The following is a 24520-nucleotide window of genomic DNA, read 5'->3' as shown; positions in this document are numbered from 1 at the left end:
ATGTGATCGACGGGGTGACCCTGCGGCGGAGCCGCGAGGGTGACCTGCCCGTGGTGGTTCAGGTAGTCGGCGAGGCCGCCCTGTTCTCCCGCCCGGAGCTGAAGGTGGAGCGGGTGAGCTACCCGGTCATGACGCCTCCCGCCGCGGTGGGCGTGCTGGAGTCGATCTACTGGAAGCCGGAGTTTCGCTACGAGATCGTCGCCATCGAGGTGCTCCGCCCGATCCGGCAGTTCACGATCCGCCGCAACGAGACCACGGACGTGGCACCGTTGGCGGAGGCGATCAAGGGCACCCGCCGGGTGGACACGGTGGCGCATCGCGATCAACGCAACGCCGTGTGCCTGCGGGACGTGGCCTACCGCATCCACGCCCACATGGTGCCGGCTCCGCACGCGGACAAGCCGGCTTCCGCGTACCGGGATCAGTTGCGCCGCCGGGTCCGCCGGGGTGCCTGCTTCCAGCGCCCCTACCTGGGTACGCGGGAGTTCAGCGCGGAGTTCAGTTGGCCGGACGACACGGTCGAGCGCCAGCACGATCTGCATGAGGACATCGGCATCATGCTGCACTCGATTCACCGCGACGGCGGCGGCAGTCCTCGGATGGAGTGGTTCTCCGCCCGGGTGCAGGCCGGGGTTCTGTACGTGCCGCAGCGGGGGATGGAACTCGCCCTTCCGGGCGGGGGAGTCTGATGTTGCTGCAGCGGCTCGTCGAGTACGCGGAGTCCAGTGGCGAGGTGACTCCACCGTTCTATGGCAGGAAGCCGGTGCGGTTCCTGCTCTACATCACCGCTGACGGCACGCCCGCCAACGCCGAGTTGGTCGATTTCGCGGATCCGGGCAGACCCGGCCAGCGTTTCGGGATTGAGCGGTGGATGCCGAACGTCACCCGTACCGTGGGGGTCGCGCCGACACTGGCCGCTGACACCGTCGAATACGTGCTGGGCTGGGTCGCCGAGGACGGCAAAGCCGACCGGGTGGCCAAGCAGCACACCGCGTTCCAGGAGCTGATCCGGGACTGGGCTGCCGCGGAGCCGGATGGCCCAGCTCCCGCCATCGCCGCCTTTTACGCTGGCGGTCACGCGCCGAAGGTCGTCACCGATGCGACGTGGAGCCGCGCCGATGCGGTGGCCTTCGTCATCGACGGGCAGATCGCCACCGAACACGAATCAGCAAAGCGGTACTGGGCAGGCGTCGCCGCCGGGCGTAAGGGCCTCGGCCGGGCCGGTTACTGCCTGGTCTGCGGCCAGGTCCGCGACCTGCTCAAGACGATCCCGCAGCAGATTCCACGGCGGTGGCTGCCCGGCGCCACCCAGAGCGCCTCGCTGGTGAGCGTCAACGAGGCGTCCCACGGCTATGAGCTGACGAAACTTCTGGCCCACACGCCGATCTGTGTCACGTGCGGTCTGACGTTCATGTCGTCGTTGACGGCGGTGCTGTCCGATGAACGGCACAGCACCGCACTACCCGGGCAGAACGCCCGTCTGGCCTGGTGGTTGGTCGGCGGCTCCCGCTTCGACCCCATGGCCCCGCTGGACGCCCCGGACCTCGACGACGCCCGCGCCCTGCTCACCACCCCCAGCGATGGGCTCGATCCCGGCGATGATGACCTGTCCACGTTCTGCTCGGTGATTGTCGGCGGCAACGTCGCCCGGGTCGTGATCCGCGACTGGGTGGAGATGCCGCTGCCCAGGGTCAAGGGCCATATCCGTTCGTGGATCGACGATCACGAGATCGCGGACTGGTCCGGTGAGGTCACCCAGGTTCGGCTGACCCAGCTGGTCCGCGCGGCGGGCCGGTGGCAGGTCGGGCGGGGTGGCGCCCCCGGCAGTTGGGTCAAGCTCGGCGCCAGGGGCGAGGACCGCCCGACCGGCCTGCAACACGCGCTGCTACGGGCCGCGCTGCTCCACAAACCGCTGCCGCCACGACTGCTCACCCATGTGCTCAACCGAATCCGCACCGACGGCCGGGTCGATCCGGCACGCGCGGCCCTGATCCGGCTCGGCCTGCGCCGCCGATCACCTCGACTTGACGATCCCGAAAGCCGAACCGCCGAGTTTGAAAGGCTGACCCCCACGTTGAACTTGGACAACAACGACCCCGCTTACTTGTCCGGCAGGGCCTTCGCCGTTCTCGATGACCTTCAGCAGACGGTTTTCCGCGCGGCAAACCAGCCGCTGAACACCACCTTCGCCGAGCGGTACATGGGCCGCGCCATCACCAACCCGAGAGTCGTCCTGGTCAACGGGCAGCGGACCTCGACCGCCTGGTTGCGCCGCCTACGAGGACCGCTGCGCAAACCGGGCTGGGCCAGGGCATACGCCAACCGACTCGACGACATCTTCGCCCAGATCGACACCAGCCGCGACTCGATCCCGAGCACCGCCGTCCTGGCGCAGAAGGCCCAGTTCGTCCTCGGCTTCCACCAGCAACGCGCCGCCATGCGCGCCGAGCGCATCGAGGCCGCCGCCAAGAAGAAGAACACCGACCTGCCACCCGCCTCGGACGACCAGCCCACCACCGAAGGAGACGCCGAATGAGCGACAACCACCTCGACCCGGCCCGCCGCCACGACGCCGTTCTCCTGTTCGACGTCACCGACGGCAACCCCAACGGCGACCCCGACGGCGGTAACCAGCCGCGCACCGACGACGAGACCGGCCAGGGACTGGTCACCGACGTCGCCATCAAACGCAAGATCCGCGACACCGTCGCCCTGATGCGTGGCGACGACCCAAAGTTTGGGATCTTCGTCGAGGCCGGCCACGCGCTGAACACCCGCATCGAGGAAGGCCTCAAGGCCAACCCCGGCCGCGCGGACGAGGCACAGCGGTGGCTCTGCGAGCACTACTTCGACATCCGCATGTTCGGCGCCGTCCTCAGCACCGGCACCACCAAGGGCGGTGCCGGACAAGTACGCGGTCCGGTGCAGCTCACCTTCGCCCGCAGCGTCGACGCGGTCCTCCCCACCGATCACGCCATCACCCGGGTCACCCAAACCCGCCAGGATGACATCGACAAGGGTGAGCGGACCGAGATGGGCTCCAAATGGACCGTGCCCTACGGCCTTTACCAAGCCCGCATCTTCTACTCCGCCCCCCGCGCCGGGAAGACGGGCGTCACCTCTGACGACCTCGCCGTCTTCTGGCGGGCGATCACCCTGATGTTCGACCACGACCGCTCCGCTACCCGCGGCGAAATGAAACTCTGCGGCCTGCACGTCTTCAGCCACCCCGACGCCCTCGGCGTCGCACCGGCGGCCAGCCTCACCGAACGCGTGTCCCTCAGCCGCACCAACACGGAAAAGCCCGCCCGGCACCACCTGGACTACCAACTGACCCTCGCCACCGACAACCTGCCCGACGGTATCGAGTTCACCCCACTGGTGAATCTCTGGCCGTGACCCCGACGACCGACGGCGACGGCACCCTCGCCGAGATCCCGCTCTCCGCACTCGAGCACTACGCCTACTGCCACCGACAGACCGCGCTCATCCACGTCGAGGGCATCTGGGGTGACAGCGCGCAGACCGTACGCGGCGATCTGAGCCATCGACTGGTGGACCTGCCCGGCCTGACCCGGCGGGCAGGTCTCACCACCATCCGCTCCCTACCCGTGGGCAGCGCCGTGTACGGACTCAGAGGCATCTGCGATGTGGTGGAATTCGCGGGCGCCACCGCCACCCCAGTGGAATACAAAGTCGGCCGCTACCAGCCAGACGGGCCCGCCGACCTGCAACTCGCCGGTCAGGCCCTGTGCCTCCTCGAAGCCGGGTTCGACGTACCCCTCGGATACATCTACTCCGTCGCCGAACGCCGCCGCCACCCGGTCACGATCAGCCCCGACCTCCTGCACCGGGTAGTGCAAGCGACCGAGGCCATCCGGCGTCTCCTCGCGTCCCCACACCTACCAGCGGCACGCAACGACACCCGATGCCGTAAGTGCTCACTGCGCGACGACTGCCTACCCGACATGACCGACGGTCGACAGACCCGACCGGCAGCCGACCTCTTCACCCCAAGGCCGTTGAGACAGTGGCGTGACTGAACTACTCAACACCCTCTACGTACAAACACCGGGGACCAGCCTGCACCTCGACGGCGACACCGTCCGCGTCTACCACCCGGAACAGACCGGACGACGCCTGCTGCCCCTGAGCCGAGTCGACCACCTGGTGCTCTTCGCTGGCGTGACCATCACCGACGACCTGCTGCTGCGCTGCGCCGACGACGGCCGATCCGTCAGCTGGCTCACCGGCATGGGCCGATTCCGAGCCCGCGTCGCCGGCCCCACCAGCGGCAACCCACTCCTGCGACAAGCCCAGCACCGCGCCGTCGACAACCACGAGCACCGGATCAAGATCGCCAAAGCCATGGTCGCCGGCAAGATACACAACTCCCGTCAAGTTCTGCTCCGCGCCGGCCGCGACACATCCGGTCACCGGCAGACCGCGCTACGAGCATCAGCGGAACTCATCGCCCAACGACTGGAACTGCTCAAGAGCGCCGAGAGCATCGACAGCGTGCTCGGCACCGAAGGCATCGCCGCACACGACTACTTCGCCGCCCTGCCATACCTGGTCACCGACAAACAATGGCGCGGCACCGGCCGAACCAAAAGGCCACCCACCGACCCCGTCAACTGCCTCCTGTCGTTCCTGTACGGCATGCTTCGAGTCGCCGTACACGGCGCACTCGAACACGTCGGCCTCGACCCCTACATCGGGTTCCTCCACGCCACCCGCCCCGCCAAGCCGGCACTCGCACTCGACCTGATGGAAGAGTTCCGCCCCCTCCTCGCCGACCGGCTCGCCTTCACGCTGCTCAACCGACGAGAACTCTCCACCGACGACTTCGAGCTACTCCCCAATGGCGCATACCGGCTCACCGAGACCGGCCGAAAAAACACCCTCAACGCCTGGCAGGCTGCACGACGACGAGCCTGGCCGCACGCCCAACTCAACCGCGAGATAGAAGGCGCCGTTCTCCCGCTCGTGCAAGCACGCCTGCTCGCCCGGCACCTCCGCGGAGACCTCGCCACCTACCGCCCCTGGACAGTCAACTGACGTGGACATCCTCATTACCTACGACGTCGAAACCATCACCCCAGCAGGCCAGAAGCGGCTGAGGAAAGTCGCCAAATCTGCGAAGCGTACGGACACCGCGTCCAGAAATCCGTCTTCGAAGTCGTCTGCCGCGACACCGACAAGGTAAAACTCGTCGCAGCCCTGCAAGGCGCCATCGATCCCACCCGCGACAGCATCCGCATCTATCGCCTCCCGGCCAACGCACTCGACAACGTCGAACACCTGGGGCTGCCACGACACGTCGACCCCCGCGGCCCATTCGTGATCTAGGAACCCCCAGCGACCACCCAAAGAGCCTGACGTTCCCAACTAATAAATAGTATCAATTCGGACCTATCTAGCGCTGCCGCGAGTGCCAAGATAGTGATGAACCAGAATATTGGCTGTTCACAAGCCGCTGCGCCCGGTCAACGGACCGGGCGAGGATCGCAACGTCACGTCCGGGGGCGGGTGAGCGAGCAGGCTGGCTGGCTGCGCCCGGTCAACGGACCGGGCGAGGATCGCAACGTGGCCCGTCATCACACCGAGGCCGTCGACACGGCGGCTGCGCCCGGTCAACGGACCGGGCGAGGATCGCAACTCCGGCAGCCGCTCGTCACCAGCCAGCAGCTCCTCGCTGCGCCCGGTCAACGGACCGGGCGAGGATCGCAACTGGCTGCCGACGGTCGCCTCGACGAGCAACGCCGACACGCTGCGCCCGGTCAACGGACCGGGCGAGGATCGCAACACCCCGGTCGTGCTGGACAGCATCGGCACCATCCGCGCTGCGCCCGGTCAACGGACCGGGCGAGGATCGCAACCTGCCCCGCCGTCCGGTTGTTTCGCATTGGGAGCGCGCTGCGCCCGGTCAACGGACCGGGCGAGGATCGCAACCGGTGTCAGGGCGGGCCATCAGGCGGCCTGGAGGGCGGCTGCGCCCGGTCAACGGACCGGGCGAGGATCGCAACCTGCTCATCGCGGAGCGGGTGAGCGTCGGTGATGCCGGCTGCGCCCGGTCAACGGACCGGGCGAGGATCGCAACTGACGGCGGCGACGTTCCCCACGACGTTCCGCGAGGCGGCTGCGCCCGGTCAACGGACCGGGCGAGGATCGCAACGGTGGTAGAGGGCCACCTGGTCGCCGGTGAGGTCCCGGCTGCGCCCGGTCAACGGACCGGGCGAGGATCGCAACTACGTGCCGAGGCGTGAGGGCGTCGACAACGACCTGAGCTGCGCCCGGTCAACGGACCGGGCGAGGATCGCAACGCTGGTCGTGATGGCGATCCTCACGCCGACGATTCAGAGCTGCGCCCGGTCAACGGACCGGGCGAGGATCGCAACACGGCCTTAGCGGCCTTTCCAACTGGTGCGACGGCACGCTGCGCCCGGTCAACGGACCGGGCGAGGATCGCAACGGGATCATCCAGCCCAACGCGTTCGTCGAGATCGAGCTGCGCCCGGTCAACGGACCGGGCGAGGATCGCAACGCGAAGCACTACGGCTACATGCCCATCATGCTGACGGGCTGCGCCCGGTCAACGGACCGGGCGAGGATCGCAACTGGACAACTGGGGCCGGAAGGAAGGCACCGACTACCGCTGCGCCCGGTCAACGGACCGGGCGAGGATCGCAACCCGTACATCCGGGCCAACTCGGCACCCTTGATCAGAGCGCTGCGCCCGGTCAACGGACCGGGCGAGGATCGCAACTTCGCCGACCGGCCCATGAACATGATGTTGCGGAAGGCTGCGCCCGGTCAACGGACCGGGCGAGGATCGCAACCTCACCATCACCGAGTCGCACCTGTTCACGCTGCAGCTGCGCCCGGTCAACGGACCGGGCGAGGATCGCAACGCCGTCGAGTACCGGCGCGGTGTGCCGCTGCCGGCCGCGCTGCGCCCGGTCAACGGACCGGGCGAGGATCGCAACGCGGAGGAGTGCCTTGTGTCGCTGGCCGAGGTCGTGCTGCGCCCGGTCAACGGACCGGGCGAGGATCGCAACGGTGGTCGTATCGGCCCGCTGATGGCGTCCGCGCCGGCTGCGCCCGGTCGACGGACCGGGCGAGGATCGCAACGACGGGCCGACGCCGCTGACGATCACCGACGACGGCGCTGCGCCCGGTCGACGGACCGGGCGAGGATCGCAACCCCGGCCGCCGCCGGGCCGCCGGCGCCGGGGACGGACGGCTGCGCCCGGTCGCCGGACCGGGCGAAGATCGCAACGACGCGGTCACCATCGGCACCGGCAACACCTTGACGAGCTGCGCCCGGTCGCCGGACCGGGCGAGGATCGCAACAGGGTCTTCGCGAACCCCTTCGCCGAGGGATGAGTGCTGCGCCCGGTCCCCGGACCAGGCGAGGATCGCAACGCGGACTACGACCCGCAGCCGGACGCCGAGAACGGGCGCTGCGCCCGGTCCTCGGACCGGGGGAGGATCGCAACTTCATGTACGCGGTTTCCACCGCGAAGGCCAGTCGCTGCGCCGCTTCTTGGGCCGAGCGAGGGTCGCAGCGACGCCCGGCTGGCCAGGTCGGGCGAAGAACGCCCCGTTGCGGCCGGCTCTCGAACCGGGCGCGAGGACCGCAAAGATCTTCACCGCGAGCGCTATCCGCGCGTCCGGCTCCCCAGCTGCGCCCGGTCCTTGGACCGGGCGAGGATCGCAACTGGAGCAGTCGGTGAACGGTGAGGAGGCCGCCGGCCAGGCTGCGCTCGGTTCTCGGACCGGGCGAGGATCGCAACCGCAGTACGCGGGGCCGCTCGAAACCGCGACGGGCGCTGCGCCCGGCCCTCAGGCAGGGCGAGGATCGCTCGGTCATGGCCCTTTCGGCCTCGGTCGTCTCCGCGTGTCAGTAGAAGCTGTAGGCGGGCCTTGCGGGTGGGCGCGAGAGCCGAAGGGCCGCCTGTTGGCGGGTCTTGAAGTTCGAGTTCGCGCTCCATTGCCGATGATCGTTATAGTCCTCGCGGTGTGTGAGTTCGATGTAACTGGCCGCGCTAGGAGGTCGCGCCGTGTGTTCGGACGTCGTGGCAGCGGAAGCGGCGAAGGCGGTCGCGGCAGGGGCCGGTGGGGTGGCGGTTGCCGGGGCGGGTGATGTGCTGCGGACATTGCTGCGTCGTTTCGGCGCCTTGCCGAAGGATCCCGCGAAGCTGCTCGACGCGCTCGTGCGGGAGGGGAAGCGCGATGCGGAGTCCGCGGCCGAGGTCACAGCCGCGCTCGCCGCCGTCACAGGTGACGCGCTCGGGAGGGGCATGTTGCCGCCGGCGCAGTTTGCGGACCGGGACGCCGCGCGGGTCGAGCTGGCGCAGGCCGGTGCTCATCTAATCGCCGGCGTCCGCGGGGTGGGCAAGACCGCGCTGGTGCTCCAGGTGAGCAGCGAGGTCGCGGACCGCTTCCCGGGCGGGCAGGCGTACGTCGACCTTGATGCCTTTCGGGTCGGCGGTGGCCTTGCTGACCCCCGCCGCGTGCTGCGCTCGGTCCTCGGACCGGCGAGGATCGCAACCCGCTCGGCCGGATCCGGATGGGCCACGATGTCGGCCCGCTGCGCTCGGTCCCCGGACCGGGCGAGGATCGCAACAGGGTCTCGACGGGGGCCGGGGCCCCCGGGTCGACGCGCTGCGCTCGGTTCTCGGACCGGGCGAGGATCGCAACGGCAAGATCGACGGGGATGGCGTGGAGGGCACGCTGCGCTGCGCTCGGTCTTCGGACCGGGCGAGGATCGCAACCGCACCCGGCAGGTCGGTACCGACATCCGGTTCGAGAGCTGCGCTCGGTCCTCGGACCGAGCGAGGATCGCAACAGTTTTTCGGCAAGCGGGAACGCTTGAACGGAGCACGCTGCGCTCGGTCCTCGGACCGGGCGAGGATTGCAACCTGGAGGCGACGGCGCAGCTAACGAAGCGCAAGAACGCTGCGCCCGGTCCCCGGAACCGGGCGAGGATCGCAACCTCGGTGTCGTGTCGGCAGTCGCTGGCCTCGTGGCGGGAGCTGCGCCCGGTCCTCGGACCGGGCGAGGATCGCAACGCGGGGATGGTCGTCGGTGACGACATACGCTTCGTGCTGCGCCCGGGCCCCGGACCGGGGGATCGCAACGATGCCGACACCACCGTGCAGCCTGCCGCGCAGCAGGCTGCGCCCGGTCTCCGGACCGGGCGAGGAGCGCAACGCGGAGATGACGATGCGCGAGTGCAGTCGCAGCTCACGCTGTGCGCCCGGCTAGCGCGCCGGGGCGGGGGATCGCATCTATGCATCACCGTCCAGCGCGCAGCCAGCAGCACGGCTGCGTCTGGCCGCCGCGTCCGGCAGGGATCGCAACAACGTCTACCAGGGCCGCCGGCACCTGAACAACGTTCCCCGCCCGGTCCTCCTGAGATCGGCGAAGGTCGCGAGCTATCCGGCGTATGAAGGGCACACAAATGCCATCGGCACTTCGCGGCACCGTCGCGTTGCTGCCATTGCTATAGATGAGCATGACTGCATCACTGTTCAGCGAAGCTGGAGGCTCCCCATGCCGCGACTGACAACTGACACCCCGATACTCCCACGCCGCGGTCTGCGCTTCTCCGCCATGGCGATCGCTGCCCTTGTCAGCGCGGCGTTCTCGGTCACGGGCGCCACGCCCGCCTCGGCAACACCGCCGGCAATCCCGTCAAAGGCGACCGCGCAGTCGCAGCTCAACGCCCTAACCGTGGCCCTCGAAGGCTCGACCAGCGGATATTCGCTTGACCTCTTCCCGCATTGGATCACGATCAGCGGTAGCTGCAACACCCGCGAGCAGGTCCTCAAGCGCGACGGCACCTCAGTCGTCGTCGACAGTTCATGCGCGGCCACCTCGGGTCGCTGGTACAGCCCGTACGACGGCGCTACCTGGTCGGCGGCCTCGGACGTCGACATCGACCACATCGTGCCTCTCGCCGAAGCATGGCGCTCGGGCGCCAACTCGTGGACGGCCAGCCGTCGGCAGAGCTTCGCCAACGATCTGAGCCACCCGCAGTTGATCGCGGTGACGGACAACGTCAACCAGTCCAAGGGCGACCAGGACCCCTCCACGTGGCAGCCGCCCCTGTCGTCGTACCGGTGCACCTATAGCAAGATGTGGATCACCGTGAAGCACAACTGGAGCATGCGGCTGCAGTCGTCGGAGAAGTCCGCGCTGCAGAGCATGCTCAACACCTGCGCCTCCTGACCAAACCTCTGGCCGGCGCCGAGGCCGGCCAGGGGTTTGTCGTCTGCCACGCGCCGGGCGCCAGGTGCGGTGCGTGGCCATGCTTGATGTGGGGAAGCGCTTCAGCCGTCTCGGCAGGTTCGCCCTCCGCGCGGGGTTGCGGTCAATGCGCCGCCGGCGGGGGCGCTCCGGCTCCAGGATGGCCGAAGGTCGTCGGCGGCCGCCGGCTCCGAGGGTGGTGGCGGCGGTTCATCCTGCCTGCCATCGACCCGGGCAAGCCGAGCAGACCGCCGCCCGACCCACCAGCGTCCGTACGAGCCATCTGGGCCCGTGGGGCGTGGTGGGCCGGGCGGCGGCCCGCTCCCCGACGGGCGGGTCGATGGCAGACAGGATGGCGGACGGGTCTGGAGGGGAGCGACTCGCCTTCTTACCCGACGTCGTTCGGCGGCAGTGGACAGGGTTACCACTTCCCCTAGCTGGTCGAGAATCAGCGGGGCCCGACCGTGCCGATCCCTCCTGCGAGCCGGCCAGGCCGTCATGTGGCGGGCGAGGCTGTCCGGGCGGGACCGCACCTCACGCAGCGTCGGGGATCGATCAGCTGCGCCCAATGTGACCGCCAAGTCCGCGAGCACACCGAGCGCCTCCCGCCGCACTTGGCAGTACCCGCAGAGGTGCGGGCAGCTGCCTCTACCCAACGACCAACCCAACCGGGCCGCTCTCTTGTAGAGCTTGACCGGACGACTCCAGCGGATATTCTTTCGACCTCGGTTCTCTCTGTGTGCCTGAGGTTGGTGTGGAGCAGGCGGTTCGTCAAGCTGGTCGCCCCTCACCGGTCGACCCCGCCTCACCCGACCTGAGCCTTGCGCCTACGGACCTGACGATCAGCTAGGGGAGTAAGCGGATCATGAACGATAGTGCTGCGATTCTCCCTCCTCGCGACGACGAATTGGTACGCCGTGTTGGCTGGGAGCTCCTCGAGCAGGGCTTGAATCGAGGCGGATCCCTTTTCACGCCCGGGCGCCTAGTCTGGAGTGCCGAAACAGCGAAAGAGCTGTTCCACCTTTACAACGATCGGGTCGATACCGGCACGGATTCGTTCATGGTCAAGCTGCACAGGCAGCTCGACACTGGATCCGACCTCGCGATTCAACTGGCAGCGGAGCTGCTGACGCTGCAGGGACTGCCGTTGGTGAACCTGAGTGCCGGCAAGCTGCGCGAACGGGTAAGCACAGTGCTCGGCTGGATGAAGGAACCAGTTTCCATCCCTGAGCAAGTGCTGGCCGCGTTCGAGCAGGGGACGTGGAACGGTGGCATCGGCGGCCATACGATGATCTGGAAGTGGCTGGCGGACGCAGTCGTCTTCCTGCGCGAGTGGTGGACCATCTCGCCCGACCGCCGGCAGCGTGCGCTGGCCGACCCCTGGGAGTGGCAGGCCCTGGTGGACGAGGCCAAGATCGTTCCATCCCTGCGAGAGTCGCTGCTCTATCTGCGGTTTCCCACGCACTTCCTGCCGATCGTTAACACTGGACACAAGCGGGCGATCCGCGACGCCTTCAGCGGTCCAGATGATCGCACGCCATCTATCAACCGCGATCTGCTTGGGATCACCGCCAGAATCCAGAGCGAGACTGGCCAGCCAGTGGACTACTACCTGCCGCCATTCGTGAATCAGTGGCGAGTCAAGGAGAGGCCGCCCGGTGAACGGCGAGCCTGGCTGATCCGTCCGGGTCAAGGTGGTCCTAGCCTGTTGGCTGACTGGCTAAAAGAATCGTTCGTATCCCTCGGCGCCGCGCATCTCGGGGAGGTCACGTTAAGCGCGTCCCGAGCCGAGATTCGGTCGGCCGTGGACACCGGATACCAGCATCTCGACTACACCCAACGTGTCAGCCACGCCAACGAGTTCCATGCTTTCCTGAGCCAGATGGAAAGTGAAGACATCGTGACGACCCTCATCGACGACCGGATGTATCTGGGAATCCTTGCCGGTGGGCCGGAGTTTCGTCTGGCCGCAGCCGGTAGTGAGCTGCGCAGGCCGGCCGAGTGGGCCGTCGCGTCGCTCGAGGCTGCCGCGCTTCCCGCGCCCCTGCCAGCGGAGCTGGATCAGCAGGGCAATGTGGTTGATCTGACCGGTGCACTGCCAGTGCTGATCGAGCTCTTCGAGTCAATCAGCCAGGTAGAGCAGGAAACCGGCACGGCAAGTACGGCGGATGTCGTGGACCGAGCGGTCGGCCCCACCACCCTGAAGCTCAACGCCGCCACCGTGGCGTTGGCTGAGCATGTACACATGAGCACCGACTGGCTCACCCGGTTGGTTGAGCTCTGGCAGGAGCGGTCGCAGATCATTCTGTACGGCCCACCAGGCACCGGCAAGACTTACCTGGCCCGAGCGCTGGCCGGACACGTGGCCGAGCGGGACGCGATCCGCCTCGTGCAGTTCCACCCGTCGTACGCCTACGAGGACTTCTTCGAAGGGTTCCGGCCGGTCGAGAACGTAGAGGGCGGCGCAGTGAGCTTTGTTAAGACACCAGGCCCGCTGCGGGAGATCGCTTCGCAGGCAAGAAACGACCGGCACCGCCCGTACGTGCTGATCATCGATGAAATCAATCGGGCGAACCTGGCCAAGGTCTTCGGTGAGCTGTACTTCTTGCTCGAGTACCGCGAATCCACGGTGCGGCTGCAGTACTCACCGTCCGAGGCCTTCAACTTGCCGCCCAACGTGTTCATCGTTGGGACGATGAACACGGCCGATCGGTCGATCGCGATGATCGACGCGGCCATCCGACGCCGCTTCGCGTTCGTCGAGCTGCACCCCGACGAGGATCCGGTTCGCGATGTTCTCGGGAGTTGGCTTGCCGCCAACGGCCGCGAGGACGACGAGCGTCCCGGGCTGTTGGTCTCACTCAACACCCTGATCGGTGCCCAGGGCCACGACTTCAAGATCGGGCCGTCGTATCTCATGCGGCCCGGCCTCGACGATGAGGCTGCGCTCCAGCGCGTCTGGCGGCACGATCTGCTGCCGCTGCTCGAGGAGCACTACTACGGTCGACTCAGCCGGGCGCAGGTGCACAGCCGATTCGGACTGGCTGCGGTCCGTGCCCAAACCGCTTCCGTCGACATTGCCGATGATTCGGATGATGAGCGGTAGCAGTGGACAGCGTGGATGCGGTCATCCTGCCGGAACTGGATACCAGTGGTGTGCTGCGGCCCCTCGACGGCGCTCAGGTTCGGATACTCCGGGCGTCCGGCCTGGTCAAGCTGACTCCCGAGGGCAGGAGCTGGCGTATTCGACCCGGCGGCAAGGTGGGCGCGGTCCGCGCCGGAGACCTCGACGTCCAGGTGCAGCCGAAGGTCGGCGTGGTGAGGCTGCTGTTCTTTCTCGGGTACGCGAAAGATCCGCGGTTCCGCCCGGAGGACGTAACTGCGGCGCCGGCGTCAGGACTGTGGCCGGCAATGGCCGAGTCGTTGATCCGGCAGGCCGAGCGGGCCCTCGCTGGTGGTCTCCTGCAGGGGTACACCTCGTTCGAGGAGGCGCTCCCTCTGATCCGGGGGCGTGTTCGATTCGCCGAGCAGTTCGCCCGTCGGCCAGCTATCCCGCTGCCGATCGAGGTGCAGTTCGACGACTGGACCGTCGACATCGTCGAGAACCGCCTGCTCCGCACCGCTGTACGCCGAATGTTGGCCGTGCCCCGGCTCCTGCCGTCCGCACGGGAGCGGCTGGAGCGGCTGGACGCACGCCTTGCCGGGGTACCGGTCCTTCCGTCCCATGCGCCGGTTCCCCTGTGGAGCCCCAGTCGGATCAACATGAGGTATGTGCCCGCACTCCGGCTGGCCGAGCTGATCCTCGATAACCAGTCCGCTGAGCCCGATGCCGGCGGCATCGCAATCGCTGCCTTCGCCGTCAACATGGCCACAGTCTTCGAAAACTTCGTCGCCGCTGCGATCCGCGAGGCACTCGGATCCTGTCCGGGGGTGGTGGAGGAGCAGTATCGGACGTATCTGGATGCCGAACAGAGCATCCCGATTCGGCCCGACCTGGTCTATCTGGTCAACGGCCGGCCCGTCGCGGTGTTCGATGCAAAATACAAGCTTGAGCACCCAACGTCGGGTTTCCCGAACGGAGACACGTACCAGATGCTCGCCTACTGTGCTGCCCTCGATGTGCGAACTGGATGGCTGGTATACGCGAAGGGAACGACTCCGCCGGAGCGCAAGCACATCCGGAATACGGCGATAGAGATCATTCATCACCCGCTCGACCTGTTGAGGCAGCCGCACGAGATCCTCAATGACGTTGCGGCGCTGGTTCGGCGCGCAGCCGCTCCGAGCGCCTACTGAGGAAGGCGACGACTTTGTGCACAGCCGGTTAGCGACAGAGCGGCGGGCCAGCTGATCGCCGTCGCGCCGGCGATCACACCTGTCGCCGGTGGACCGACCGACGAAGGCCACCGGTGGCCGACGATGCAGCTGACTCTGCGCTGTCGGGGTGCGCGCTTCGAAGGGGTGTCCTCCGAACGCAACCCGCTCTGCTCGAGAAGTATGGGAATGCCTAGTGCCTTGACCACGAAGGTTCGCGGTGTCGGGGTCAGGCTGCGAGGGCGGCGGGTATCAGAGAATGCTCCACCGGTCGCCCGTGATCTCGTAGGTTGTGGTAGTCGTGTCCTCATTGCGTCGGTACACGTCTGACGGCTCGAATGGGCCGAGCGCTGGTGCGTCGCGCATCAAAGTACGGTGCCATCGGTTACGCAGGTCGTCCGTCCAGCCAGGGTCGATGTCGGAGGCGAAGGCGAGCAGGCCGTCGATGTGGCGGGCGAGCCCCAGCGCCGATGTGAAACCCCGGGCGACTTGATGCTCTCGCAGCCCGAACTTCTCTGCGGCGTGGATGTGCGTGGCGATCCTCGTTCTCGTCTTCTTCGGCAAGCGCACCCGGTCACCGTCGACGAGCAGACCAAGCACGATGCGGCGTGCGCCCGGCGTCGCCAAGCGGGTCTTCTTATCGTGGACAGCGAATCCACATTCGGTGATCGTTTGCCGAGCTTGACGCATCACGGACGCCGCCGTGCGACGGTCGAAATTTCCCGCGCTGGACAGAACGATGTCGTCGGCGTATCTGGTGTAGACCAGCCGGTGAGCTGAGGCAAGAGCTGCCAAAGCGTCGTCCATGGACCGGACCGTGAGATTCGCGATAGCCCCGCTGGTCGGAGCGCCCTGCGGAACAAATCCCAACGATTGAGCTGAGTATGGCGAGATGGCGAAGTGACGCTGACCGTGGATCTGAAATCGGGTCGGGTGCGGGAAGCCGTCGCGGGCCTGCCGGGTGCACAGACGAGCCAGTTCGAGTGCCAGCAGAGGCGCATAACCGAGGCTGGCGAAGAGGCGGTAGACGCGGCGCTCGTCGATGGTGTGGAAGAAATTGTGCAAGTCCATCTTGATCATCCAACGCGCTCCGACATGCCGTTCGGCGCACAGGCGGATCGATCTGCCGGGCTGGTAGGCGTAGCTCGCCGGGTGGGGCGGTACGTGATCCAGGATTCTGGCGAGGATCCACCGTTGGACGTTCATGAGTAGCGGGTCGGGCGAGGAGATCAGCCGCGGCTTCTTCCCCGAGCGACGGTTGATCTTGAAGGCGTGGTACGGATCGATGGACCTTTCAACGATGCGTCGCAGGTAGGGGTACGGTGCGCCGCTGCGGCGGGCGAGGTGGCCCAACGTGAACACCACGGCGACGCCCTGGGCTCGCAGGAGAGCGGATATGACTTCGACGGCGTCAATGACTTCGGGGGACCGGTCGAGCAGGAGTCCCGTCCGGCGGTAGAGGTGAGGGGAGTCGGTGTTCATCTACCTTCGATTCCTGCGCCCGGCCGGGCGCGAGTAGCGTGCCGCCGAGACCCCGAGGGACCAGGCACGCTGCTCGTTCCAGCCGCTTACGTGGGCTTGGTCATCGCCGACGCCGACGGCGCCGCTACTGTGTCGAGGCCTACGGTCCCGACGGTTCTCTAGACGGCACTGACTCCCCTCAACGACAAAGGATAGTAGGTAACATCGCTGTCGCTCAACCGTGGGCGGACCTGCCGGATTTTCGACCGCGCCTGTCGAAGCAACGCGTGCCCCTCGTCGGTGAGCCGCCGCTGATCATCGACCAGATGTAAGCGGTGTGCGTTAGCCAGCAGATTCTGCAGCTCAAAGAGGGTCAGGTGCAAGACGGTCATTAGCCAGTCGTCGGTGCGCGGCGGCTGGCTGAGTCCCGCCAAGACCAGTATGAGAAGCAGTGCGGTGTACGAGTCGCCGAACCGGCCCGATCCTAAGTTAGGGTCGTTCAATGCTTTCGCAACGCCGTCAAGGTCGGGTGGTGTCCGGCGTCCCGCCAGTGTCACTTGTTGTTCCGGCGTCAAGCGCCGATGCCCCTTGGCGAAGAAGCCGGCCCACGGCTGCACCGTGGACTTCCCCTTCCACAAAATATGCGGCAGGTTGTTCGGCAGCGTGTGGCCGACGATCAACAGTGACTCGCTTCTTTTGTAGCCGAGCGCGAGAGATTTGTTGACGGCGTAGCGTCGACAGACGTCACGAACTTCATTCCGTTCGTCATCGGTCCAGTGCGCGGAGACAAAATCTGCACCGAACTCGACGAATTTGATGTCATCGGCGAGCCGGTGGCGACGTACCACAGTTTGGCCTTGACGAGAGCAGGCGTATGTGACGATCGCGAACTTAATAAGATGGTAGGATCTCCAGCTGCGAATAGTGGGATTCTCCCACCATTTATCCAGGTGCTTCGTTAACGTATTACCGGACGCGATATTGTCGTCGACAAGCACGATTGTCCGCACCCGCCGGTCACGCAAGACCTCCAGTGTTGGGGAGGCGATCACGGCTCCTGTGTGTTTCAGAGTTTTCGAAACTTCGCTGATGATGTTGGCGGTGATGTGCTCGCTGCCATCCAAAGGGCCATAGGGCCGGTCCGGGAACGGCTCGGTGTACGCCAGATCATCATCCACCGGCCGCACCGGGTAGAAGGCCAACGGTCCTGCAGTCAGTGCCTGGATTGCCACGTCGCGCATCAGCTGCTTCATGCCGGCCCGAAATTCATCGGACGAGACGAACCGCAGCGCATCGAGGAGCCGTGCAGCCGCCGGCCGGTCATCAGGCAGGAAGTTGTCCAGCCACCGCTGTCCCTCGATCGTGTCGCTGAGGCGGACGGGCATCACGCAGCGAGACTACCGCGGTCGCCATGATCAGGTTGCTGCACTAAGTACCGTCGTCTGCCCTGAATACGGCGTCGGCCTGCCGCCCAGAACGGATGGAAGTCCTCGGTCACTCCAGCATGGACGTCGTCCTCGATTGGTGCTGCGCCATACCGTCGACCAGATTAGCCGAGCCAGCCAAAACGTCGGATCGACAGCAGACCTGGCAGGGGAGCCGTTGCCCGGCCCCACGATCAACCGCAGGAGCGACTTCGCCGTGACTGTCCAGTTCGAGTAGGTGAAGCTCTACCTGCATCACAATACCTGGATCTGCATCGACGACTGCCCGTTGTCGTCGCGGCTCGGCACCGGGCACACGAAGGTCAGCGAACGCCCGAGCCGATGGTGACCGTTCGGCCCGTGCAGCACTGTGACCACCGCCCGCCGGCGGGTTGGTCCGGATCTTCTATCTGGCCGGCTACCGCAACGCCCGGCACCGAGATCGTGGGTACTTACCGCGCCCTGTCCTCGCCGGACCGGCGGTGGCCTTCGGTCGCCGACGTGACCAACGTAGCCGGCGGCGGGCTACGCCAGCGCCTACGCCCGATCGACGCCACCGGAATCGGCCCCGGAGTGCGGCTGGCCGCGACGATGGCGTTGTGACCGTCACGGCTCTCGCCGGCGGCTGGGCCATGCTGGAGCTCAATCCGTGGACGACGGCGTGGTTCGGCTTCGAGCAGCACGGCCCGTCCGTCTCGCTCGGTCTGGGCGTGTGTGGCATGGCTGCTCGAAGTCGGCGACGTCGAGCATCCGGGTCTCGTTGCGACGCAGCCCGTAGGGAGTACGCGGTATTGAGCAGCGCCGCGTCCCGGAATGCTGACAGCCAGCCCTTGCGGCCCGCACCGCGAATCCGCGTGATCTGCTCATCCGCGTGGCCGAACAGAGCTCCGTGGGCGCGGCGGACCGGGCGCCGGTCCGCTCCTTAGAGGGCGGATCGACGGCAGACAAGACGGCGAAGACTTCGGTGAGCGGTGCGAGCCGGATAGCCTCATGAGCCACAGTTCTGGCAGCGAGCACGTGTTGACGGTGAGGTACTAATGTCCAGAACCTGGAAGTTCTCCGCCGTCGTCCTCATCGCCGCGCTTGCCGCAGCCGCTTGCAACCCGGCCAGGTCGACAGATGCGGATCCGCCATCGACATCAACCCCGAGTAACATCCGAACCGCCGCCACCCCGGCATCCTCAGCAGGGCCGGCCTGGCAGAAGCCGAGCCAGACGCCTGTCAACGATCCGTCGCTGTTCGCGTCATTCAGGTCGTCAATCTGTGGCGGTGTCAGGGAGCCCTGTCCGCCCTCATGGGTGGAGCCGAAGGCGGTCGCTCAAGTCGATGACGAGCTGACTATCTACCTGCCAGTGGCTAGCGGCGCGTCCGGTAGGGAGTCAGGTGACTGGATGTGTCGCAATGCTCGCGTGTGGGCGCGCGACGAGCTCGCCGACTTGACCGCTGTCGTGGTCTATGCCAACGACGGAGTAGTAGTGGACGAGGGCACGATTGACGGTGGCTGTTGACGGATCGTCTGTCCTGATCCGGTAGTCCGGTGGGCTGACGACCGGCGCGTGCGACAGGGGATCGGGACACCGCGCGGTAGCCACCCGCGTGGCGGCCTTCGGGCCCGTGCCGGGGCCGCCCGGCAACCAGGGACACCCCCAGGGCTGCGGCGAGCTGCGAACATCGTGAGGTCGCCGTCATCGATGCGCCCAGAGCTCACGTCGGTCTCCTGTCATATGGGCCGATTGCCGTGACCTGTCATGGATTCCCCGCAGGTCGCGGGCACCCGGTGGTCCGCCGGCGGTGACGCCGACCAGGCTTTCTCCTTCGCCATCGGCCTTGAGGAGGCCACTCCTCAGCGGGTCGCCGCGGTGGCTGCCGTGCTTCCGAAGACGTGGAACGTCGACTTAGGCCGGTTGGCGGCTGCGGTCCCGGTGTGCCGGCGGCGCCACAGCGAGGGGCGTGAGGAGGGCTGGGGAGAAGCTGCCGGTCTCCTGGACCAGGCCGTACGCATGGTCTACGAGGCCGGCGCCGATACCGACGCTGATGCTCGTGAACAGTTCCTCGGGCGGCTTTTTCCGGACCTAGGGCCCTTCCAGTGGGACACCGGGCGGCGTAGTGAACCGCTGTGGTGGCTGCGCCGCCTTGCGGCCATGTGCGTCCGGCTGGTGCACCAGCCATCCACAGAGCCTGCCGGGGTCCAGCGGGTGGTCCTTAATCGGGGCCGCAGGTCGGTCGGGCAGGTTGACTACCAGGTGTGCGAGAGGTGTCAGCGCGGCTACCTCTTGAAGATCAGCGTTGACGGGGCGGCCAAGGGCTACGGGATCGGCACCCGCACCGTGCTCAAGCTCTACCGACGGCACCCGGAGCTGACCTGGTATACCACCACCCAGTACGACACCGCCGGTACCTTCTGGCACAAGATCGCACGGCGGACGGGTGGGGTCTTCGCCCAGAACCACGACGGCGCGTGCGAGCACATGAAGACCGGCCGCCGAAACTGAGTAGCGGCCTGCTCAGGCTAGGAACGCGTCGACCACTGAATCGCCCCGACTCTGGTGGAGGCCACCAGCACCAAGACGATTCAGGACTCCGGCGACTCAGGTGCAGGGCTGGGGGGACCGAGCACCTGATGGATCGGCTTCCATTTTTCACCGAGCTCTTGGCCGGCAACCGGGATCGTCATGGGTTGGTCGGGGGAGTGCGGTTCGGCGAGGAAGATTCGTCCTTCCGCCCGGAAAGTCGTCTCTGTCACGACGACCTCGGTGTCGAAGGCGGCGTCCAGACCGCTGACCATGCCGTTCTGGTGGAGGACGCGAATGAAATTTAAGGTGCTAATCGTTAGCACAATGATCTGCGCGACCAGCGGCACCGCGGCGCGGAACCGCTCTCGCACACCGAACGTGCGCGTCTCCGCTAGTCGTTCGGCGTCAGCGTGAACGACGTCGCCGTAGATCCACGCGAACCCGAGCACATTGTCAGTGAGCTGCTCGAACTCACCGGAGCCTGCTTTGGACACCTGGAGGTAGTAGCCCCGAACATCCCGTCCCTTTGGTTGGATCGATGTCCATTCGGCCTTGAGTCCCCGTAGGTTCTGCATCACCGGCTCCGGTGCGCCTGCCGAGTGGAGGAGGTAGCCGAGGGCATTGAGGGCCTTCCCATAGTGGGTCGGGTCGTCGTTGAGGATCAACGGCCGCACCCGGGCTGCAGCTGACTCGACTTGCTCCTCGGGCGGGAACTCCTGGATCCAGGTCGCCGTTCCCGTCGAGGGTGTGATCTGGATCTTGGACTGCATTTGTGCGAGCGAGAGCAGGGCGGTGCGATCGCGGGCGAGCGAGTGCTCCTCGGTGCGGCGGGCGCGAAGGATGAAGGCGATGAGAGCAGCGCGGGCCTTACGCTCTTTCTCTTGATCTTCGGGGTTCACGATCATCACGATACCGAGTGTGACAAATCAGTTCTGTCTGGATCGTTCGGCAGAGAGGCGCTGGTCATGATCTCCAGCGCCCCTCCCCTAGCCGGACCGCCCGTGATATCTCACAACCGTCTCACGGACGGCCTGGGAAGGCCCGGTAGAGCCCGACCTGCCTCCGACCGCCGCCTGGCCGTTGACCTGGATATCCGGCAGGAGGCGGTATCGTTCGGCAGCTACCGGTAGGCCTGCTAGTTCACTGGGGGTCAAGGGGTCGTCGGTTCGAATCCGGCCGTCCCGACCGATTGACCTGGGGAGATGAAGATCTTCTCAGGCAACGGCGGTAACATCCGGTAACGGATGATCTTTGTCGGCGGTAACGGCGTGGGTTGTTGGCCGTCGCGGTGCGCGCTGTAGAACGCTCTAACCTGCCGCTTCATCTGCGTCCTGGATGGAGCGGCAGGTTTGCTCTTGATTGCGCGTCAAGCGCTGCAGATGCTGCCAGCTGCCGCTACATCGGCTCTTCCGATGAGCCTGGATGCGAGGCAGGATCGTCAGCTCTCCCAGGTCCTGGTCTTCTTGAGTTGACCAGTGGACAGTGGAGCGAACTGTTATCGCGTCGGCGGCGAGGTCGACGTCGGGCTGGCTCGGGCGACTACCTCCTGAGCCGTTCGATGAGCGCGGCGTCGGCTTGGGCGAGGATCGGCGAGCCGTGGAGCGGTGTGGTCAGGACCTGCCGGCAGTGGTCGGGTTCGACGCGGACCGCGTCGCCGGTGATCGTGGCGTCCTGTAGGACGGCGATCCGGTTTGCGCCGTCGCAGCAAGGATCGGCTGGGCGCAGCGCCGTCAGCGTCCGTTCGATGGCCGTACGCCGGTGCTGTGCAGGAGTAGCCAATGCTCGAAGGTGTCATCGCGACTGCCAGGAGAGCGGGTGGCCTGCGGCGATGACCGAGCGGTTGCTGCCGTCGAATGCAACCCACAGGTTTGTGGAGTACCGGTACTTCTTGTTCTTGGCCGACAAGCGGTGATCGTGAGTGGGAATCGGGCAGTCGGCGCTGGTCATCTGGTGGAGCACCGGGGCCAGTGCGAGCAGTGGGCCAACAATGTCGATGACCCGGTGCTCCCCGGTGCGCCGCAGTGTGCAACACCCCGAACATCAGGCGGATCTGGCGTATGGCCAGGTTCGTGCTCTGGGCACTGCCTGCCCTGCCGGTGCCCAACCACAGCGCCGACGAGCCCGAGAAAAGGTACGTGGCGGCGAGTACCTGCGGCGGCCGTACCGGCAGCGGAGTGGTCATGACACCGCTCCGACCGTTCACCGGGTTCGGCGATCAGGCGGTCGCCGACGGCCAGCCAGGTCAACCTGGGAAGCGCGGTCAGGTAGAAAGACGGCTGGCGTAGCGGCGATGTCGGTGACGGGTTGGGCGCGTGTAGTGGGCGTTCGGTGGTACGGCCACCGACCTATACCGCACCGTTACCCTCCGCACTTGATGATCGGACCGTGCGGTCGACCGTCGGCGTCCCGTCGGCGAGGAAGAAGCGCGTGATGGCTTGGCGTGTGGCCGTGGGCTGGTCTCCGTCTGCGCCGATCTCGAACAGTAGGTCCCGGTCGGTTTGGTTAACGGCCAATGTATGCAGCAGCGACAGGCAGGTCCGGCCGGTGTCGCCGGTCGGGTCGTTGGCCCTTTGCTCCAGCAGCGCCGCCAGCACGTCAGTCCGTAGCCCGGGGTGGTCGTCGGTGCCTCGGAACGCGTCGGTGCTGACTAGCAGATGCCCGGCTGCTGCGGCCCCGCTCGGCTCCGCCAACCGGCTCCGCAGTAGCTCGGTTGGCTGTTTTACGTCGCCGCCCACGTCGATCGCGACCGGCGTGAACGACGGCGCCGACTCGACCGCACGGGCCGTCCGGCGAGCCTGAAATGATCAGGCGCAGGTTCTCGGCCGGGGCGTCGCCCGCCACCCGCTGACCGTAGGCGAACCGAGGCACCTTCGGGTCGCGGGCCGATCACCGACGGGCCGGATCCGTTCCGGGTTCCGGGCGTGGTCGATCCGGCCCGGACCGTGTCATGCTGCACAGACCCGAACGGAGGACGACGATGGCTGCTGGCGATGCCGTACAGGTGCGGCCGGCGCGAGGGTCGCTGCGACCGCTGGTGTCCGGGGCGACGCTGGTCGCGGTCCTGGCGTTGCTGTTCGGGCTGCCGTGGTGGACGTTGACGGTGGCGGCGCGGTGGCCGGCGCCGGTGGTGGCCGCCGGCACGAGCGTGTTCGTCGTCGCGCTGGTCGCGTTCCCCGTTCTGATGTATTTCGGGCACGGCCGGCGGCGGCTGGACGCGGCGGCCCGCGCGGGGGACACCCTGCTTGGCCTGGTCTGGATCCTGTTCGTCTGGGCGCTGCTCGGCAACGTGGCCCGGCTCCCGCTGGCCGCCGCGGGGGTCGCCGATCCGGTGCGGTCGCGGGCTGTGGCGGTCGGTGCGGCGGTCGTCTCGGTCGTCCTGGCCGTCTGGGGGTACGCCGAGGCGATGCGAGTGCCCCGGGTCCGGCGGGTGGACGTCACCGTGGATCGGCTGGGTGCCGGTCTCGACGGCGTCCGGGTGGTGCTGCTGACGGACACCCACTACGGACCGATCAACCGGGCCCGCTGGTCCGCCCGGACCACCGAGGTGGTCAACGGGTTGGCTGCCGACATCGTCTGCCACACCGGCGACATCGCCGACGGTACGGTCGACCAGCGCCGGGCGCAGGCCGCGCCGCTGGGCGCCGTCCGGGCGCGGCTGGCCCGGGTGTACGTGACGGGCAACCACGAGTACTACGGCGAGGCGCAGGGCTGGGTCGAGCACATGCGGACCCTCGGCTGGGAGCCGCTGCATAACCGGCACCTTGTGGTGGAGCGAGGTGGCGCCCGGCTCGTCGTCGCCGGGGTGGACGACGTGACCGCCGCCTCGTCCGGTGTCGCCGGTCACCGCGCCGACCACGCCGCGGCGCTCGCCGGCACCGACCCGCGGCTGCCCGTGCTGCTGCTGGCGCACCAGCCCAAGCAGATCGACGACGCGGTCGCGGCCGGCGTGGATCTGCAACTGTCCGGGCACACCCACGGCGGCCAGATGTGGCCGTTCCACTACCTGGTCCGGCTCGACCAGCCGGTCGTGCAGGGCCTCAGCCGGCATGGCCAGACCCAGCTCTACACGAGCCGAGGGACCGGTTTCTGGGGTCCGCCATTCCGGATCTTCGCGCCGAGCGAGATCACCCTGCTCACCCTCCGAGCGAGGTAGCCCCGGCCGGGCCAACACCTACCGCCTCACCTGAACGTGACCCGGACTCCCCCGGTCAACTCCGGTGGCTATCCCCGGGCCCCGGGATCCATCCGCATGCACCCGATGTCCAGTCGCCTCGCTTGGTCAATGCGGCGCTCACCGACAGACCGAGGCACAAGACCTCCAGGGTGAGTGCGATCGTGAGGATGACGCGCTGGCTCTTCCCGAGGGTGACACCCAGTCCGACGAGCAGGCCGTCGACGAGCGTCTCCACCGTGGGGCGGTGGTCACGCTGGCGATCCCGTCCTGTTCCGCCGGTTGGGTGCCGACCCAAGAGGTGACCTGCGAAACGACGTCAATTGAAGGATGTCAGGGCAGGTTGTCAGCGGCCGACGCCGGATCGCGGCGTGCTGGAC

General features: G+C 67.1%; 17 protein-coding genes and 1 CRISPR repeat array. Of the genes, 11 read left to right on the top strand and 6 right to left on the bottom strand.

Going from position 1 to position 24520, the window contains the following annotated elements:
• Nucleotides 1–2: 2 nt before the first annotated feature.
• The 9 genes from cas5c (at nucleotide 3) to AB0C01_RS07155 (ending at nucleotide 14553) form a co-directional block, all read left to right on the top strand.
• A complete protein-coding gene (gene cas5c, locus AB0C01_RS07195; RefSeq protein ID WP_357570702.1) occupies nucleotides 3–689 on the top strand; it encodes a type I-C CRISPR-associated protein Cas5c in 687 nt (228 codons plus the stop codon).
• On the top strand, nucleotides 689–2536 hold the full coding sequence (gene cas8c, locus AB0C01_RS07190; RefSeq protein ID WP_357570540.1) for a type I-C CRISPR-associated protein Cas8c/Csd1: 1848 nt from the start codon (nucleotides 689–691) through the stop codon (nucleotides 2534–2536). Before cas5c ends, cas8c begins: the two co-directional genes overlap by 1 nt.
• The gene (gene cas7c / locus AB0C01_RS07185) at nucleotides 2533–3399 is read left to right on the top strand and encodes a type I-C CRISPR-associated protein Cas7/Csd2 (RefSeq protein WP_357570539.1); all 867 of its coding nucleotides are present in this window, start codon (nucleotides 2533–2535) and stop codon (nucleotides 3397–3399) included. Before cas8c ends, cas7c begins: the two co-directional genes overlap by 4 nt.
• Nucleotides 3396–4043, top strand: coding sequence for a CRISPR-associated protein Cas4 (cas4, locus tag AB0C01_RS07180; protein ID WP_357570538.1), 648 nt, complete (start codon nucleotides 3396–3398; stop codon nucleotides 4041–4043). Before cas7c ends, cas4 begins: the two co-directional genes overlap by 4 nt.
• A complete protein-coding gene (cas1c, locus tag AB0C01_RS07175) occupies nucleotides 4036–5061 on the top strand; it encodes a type I-C CRISPR-associated endonuclease Cas1c (protein WP_357570537.1) in 1026 nt (341 codons plus the stop codon). The genes cas4 and cas1c overlap by 8 nt, the downstream gene beginning before the upstream one ends.
• Nucleotides 5062–5136: 75 nt before the next feature.
• Nucleotides 5137–5352: a CRISPR-associated endonuclease Cas2 gene (gene cas2 / locus AB0C01_RS07170; protein ID WP_357570701.1), complete on the top strand. Its 216-nt coding sequence runs from the start codon at nucleotides 5137–5139 to the stop codon at nucleotides 5350–5352.
• Between the two features lie 126 nt (nucleotides 5353–5478).
• Nucleotides 5479–7572: direct repeats of the CRISPR family, unit length 37 nt; unit sequence GCTGCGCCCGGTCAACGGACCGGGCGAGGATCGCAAC.
• Between the two features lie 2049 nt (nucleotides 7573–9621).
• Complete coding sequence (locus AB0C01_RS07165) at nucleotides 9622–10239, top strand: HNH endonuclease family protein (RefSeq protein WP_357570536.1); 618 nt, start codon at nucleotides 9622–9624, stop codon at nucleotides 10237–10239.
• Between the two features lie 883 nt (nucleotides 10240–11122).
• On the top strand, nucleotides 11123–13363 hold the full coding sequence (locus AB0C01_RS07160) for an AAA family ATPase (RefSeq protein ID WP_357570535.1): 2241 nt from the start codon (nucleotides 11123–11125) through the stop codon (nucleotides 13361–13363).
• Between the two features lie 2 nt (nucleotides 13364–13365).
• Entirely contained in the window at nucleotides 13366–14553 is a 1188-nt protein-coding gene (locus AB0C01_RS07155; RefSeq protein ID WP_357570534.1) for a restriction endonuclease, read from the top strand.
• 270 nt (nucleotides 14554–14823) lie between these two features.
• Here the strand turns inward: AB0C01_RS07155 and AB0C01_RS07150 are convergent, their stop codons facing one another.
• Together AB0C01_RS07150 and AB0C01_RS07145 are read right to left on the bottom strand one after the other, a co-directional pair.
• A complete protein-coding gene (locus AB0C01_RS07150; RefSeq protein ID WP_357570533.1) occupies nucleotides 14824–16053 on the bottom strand; it encodes a reverse transcriptase family protein in 1230 nt (409 codons plus the stop codon).
• 158 nt (nucleotides 16054–16211) lie between these two features.
• Nucleotides 16212–17420, bottom strand: a complete 1209-nt coding sequence (locus AB0C01_RS07145; RefSeq protein ID WP_357570532.1) for a hypothetical protein — start codon at nucleotides 17418–17420, stop codon at nucleotides 16212–16214.
• A 1895-nt stretch (nucleotides 17421–19315) separates the two neighbouring features.
• Between AB0C01_RS07145 and AB0C01_RS07140 the strand changes: the two genes are divergently transcribed.
• Complete coding sequence (locus AB0C01_RS07140; RefSeq protein ID WP_357570531.1) at nucleotides 19316–19948, top strand: hypothetical protein; 633 nt, start codon at nucleotides 19316–19318, stop codon at nucleotides 19946–19948.
• Nucleotides 19949–20028: 80 nt separating this feature from the next.
• On the opposite strand, the gene AB0C01_RS07135 is transcribed toward AB0C01_RS07140, so the two are convergent.
• The 4 genes from AB0C01_RS07135 to AB0C01_RS07120 form a co-directional block, all read right to left on the bottom strand.
• Nucleotides 20029–20877: a hypothetical protein gene (locus tag AB0C01_RS07135; protein ID WP_357570530.1), complete on the bottom strand. Its 849-nt coding sequence runs from the start codon at nucleotides 20875–20877 to the stop codon at nucleotides 20029–20031.
• Between the two features lie 631 nt (nucleotides 20878–21508).
• Nucleotides 21509–21748 (bottom strand): hypothetical protein, encoded by a 240-nt coding sequence (locus tag AB0C01_RS07130; RefSeq protein ID WP_357570529.1) that lies wholly within the window; start codon nucleotides 21746–21748, stop codon nucleotides 21509–21511.
• A gap of 12 nt (nucleotides 21749–21760) precedes the next feature.
• Nucleotides 21761–21916: a hypothetical protein gene (locus AB0C01_RS07125; RefSeq protein ID WP_357570528.1), complete on the bottom strand. Its 156-nt coding sequence runs from the start codon at nucleotides 21914–21916 to the stop codon at nucleotides 21761–21763.
• Nucleotides 21917–22314: 398 nt separating this feature from the next.
• On the bottom strand, nucleotides 22315–22563 hold the full coding sequence (locus AB0C01_RS07120; RefSeq protein ID WP_357570527.1) for a hypothetical protein: 249 nt from the start codon (nucleotides 22561–22563) through the stop codon (nucleotides 22315–22317).
• Between the two features lie 383 nt (nucleotides 22564–22946).
• Between AB0C01_RS07120 and AB0C01_RS07115 the strand changes: the two genes are divergently transcribed.
• Nucleotides 22947–24122, top strand: coding sequence for a metallophosphoesterase (locus AB0C01_RS07115; protein ID WP_357570526.1), 1176 nt, complete (start codon nucleotides 22947–22949; stop codon nucleotides 24120–24122).
• The last annotated feature ends 398 nt before the right edge of the window (nucleotides 24123–24520 follow it).

This window comes from Micromonospora sp. NPDC048905 (assembly GCF_040649655.1).
In the GTDB taxonomy this organism is placed as follows: Bacteria; Actinomycetota; Actinomycetes; order Mycobacteriales; family Micromonosporaceae; genus Micromonospora.
The sequence above is the reverse complement of the archived record's forward strand: the minus strand, read 5'-3'. Positions and strand labels throughout refer to the sequence as shown.

What these genes read in the sequence shown, in the direction of transcription:
- cas8c (WP_357570540.1), top strand. Translation starts at nt 689, where the DNA reads ATGTTGCTGCAGCGGCTCGTCGAGTACGCGGAGTCCAGTGGCGAGGTG.
- cas7c (WP_357570539.1), top strand. Translation starts at nt 2,533, where the DNA reads ATGAGCGACAACCACCTCGACCCGGCCCGCCGCCACGACGCCGTTCTC.
- AB0C01_RS07165 (WP_357570536.1), top strand. Translation starts at nt 9,622, where the DNA reads ATGGCGATCGCTGCCCTTGTCAGCGCGGCGTTCTCGGTCACGGGCGCC.
- AB0C01_RS07160 (WP_357570535.1), top strand. Translation starts at nt 11,123, where the DNA reads ATGAACGATAGTGCTGCGATTCTCCCTCCTCGCGACGACGAATTGGTA.
- AB0C01_RS07150 (WP_357570533.1), bottom strand. Translation starts at nt 16,053, where the DNA reads ATGAACACCGACTCCCCTCACCTCTACCGCCGGACGGGACTCCTGCTC.
- AB0C01_RS07125 (WP_357570528.1), bottom strand. Translation starts at nt 21,916, where the DNA reads ATGACCAGCGCCGACTGCCCGATTCCCACTCACGATCACCGCTTGTCG.
- AB0C01_RS07115 (WP_357570526.1), top strand. Translation starts at nt 22,947, where the DNA reads ATGGCTGCTGGCGATGCCGTACAGGTGCGGCCGGCGCGAGGGTCGCTG.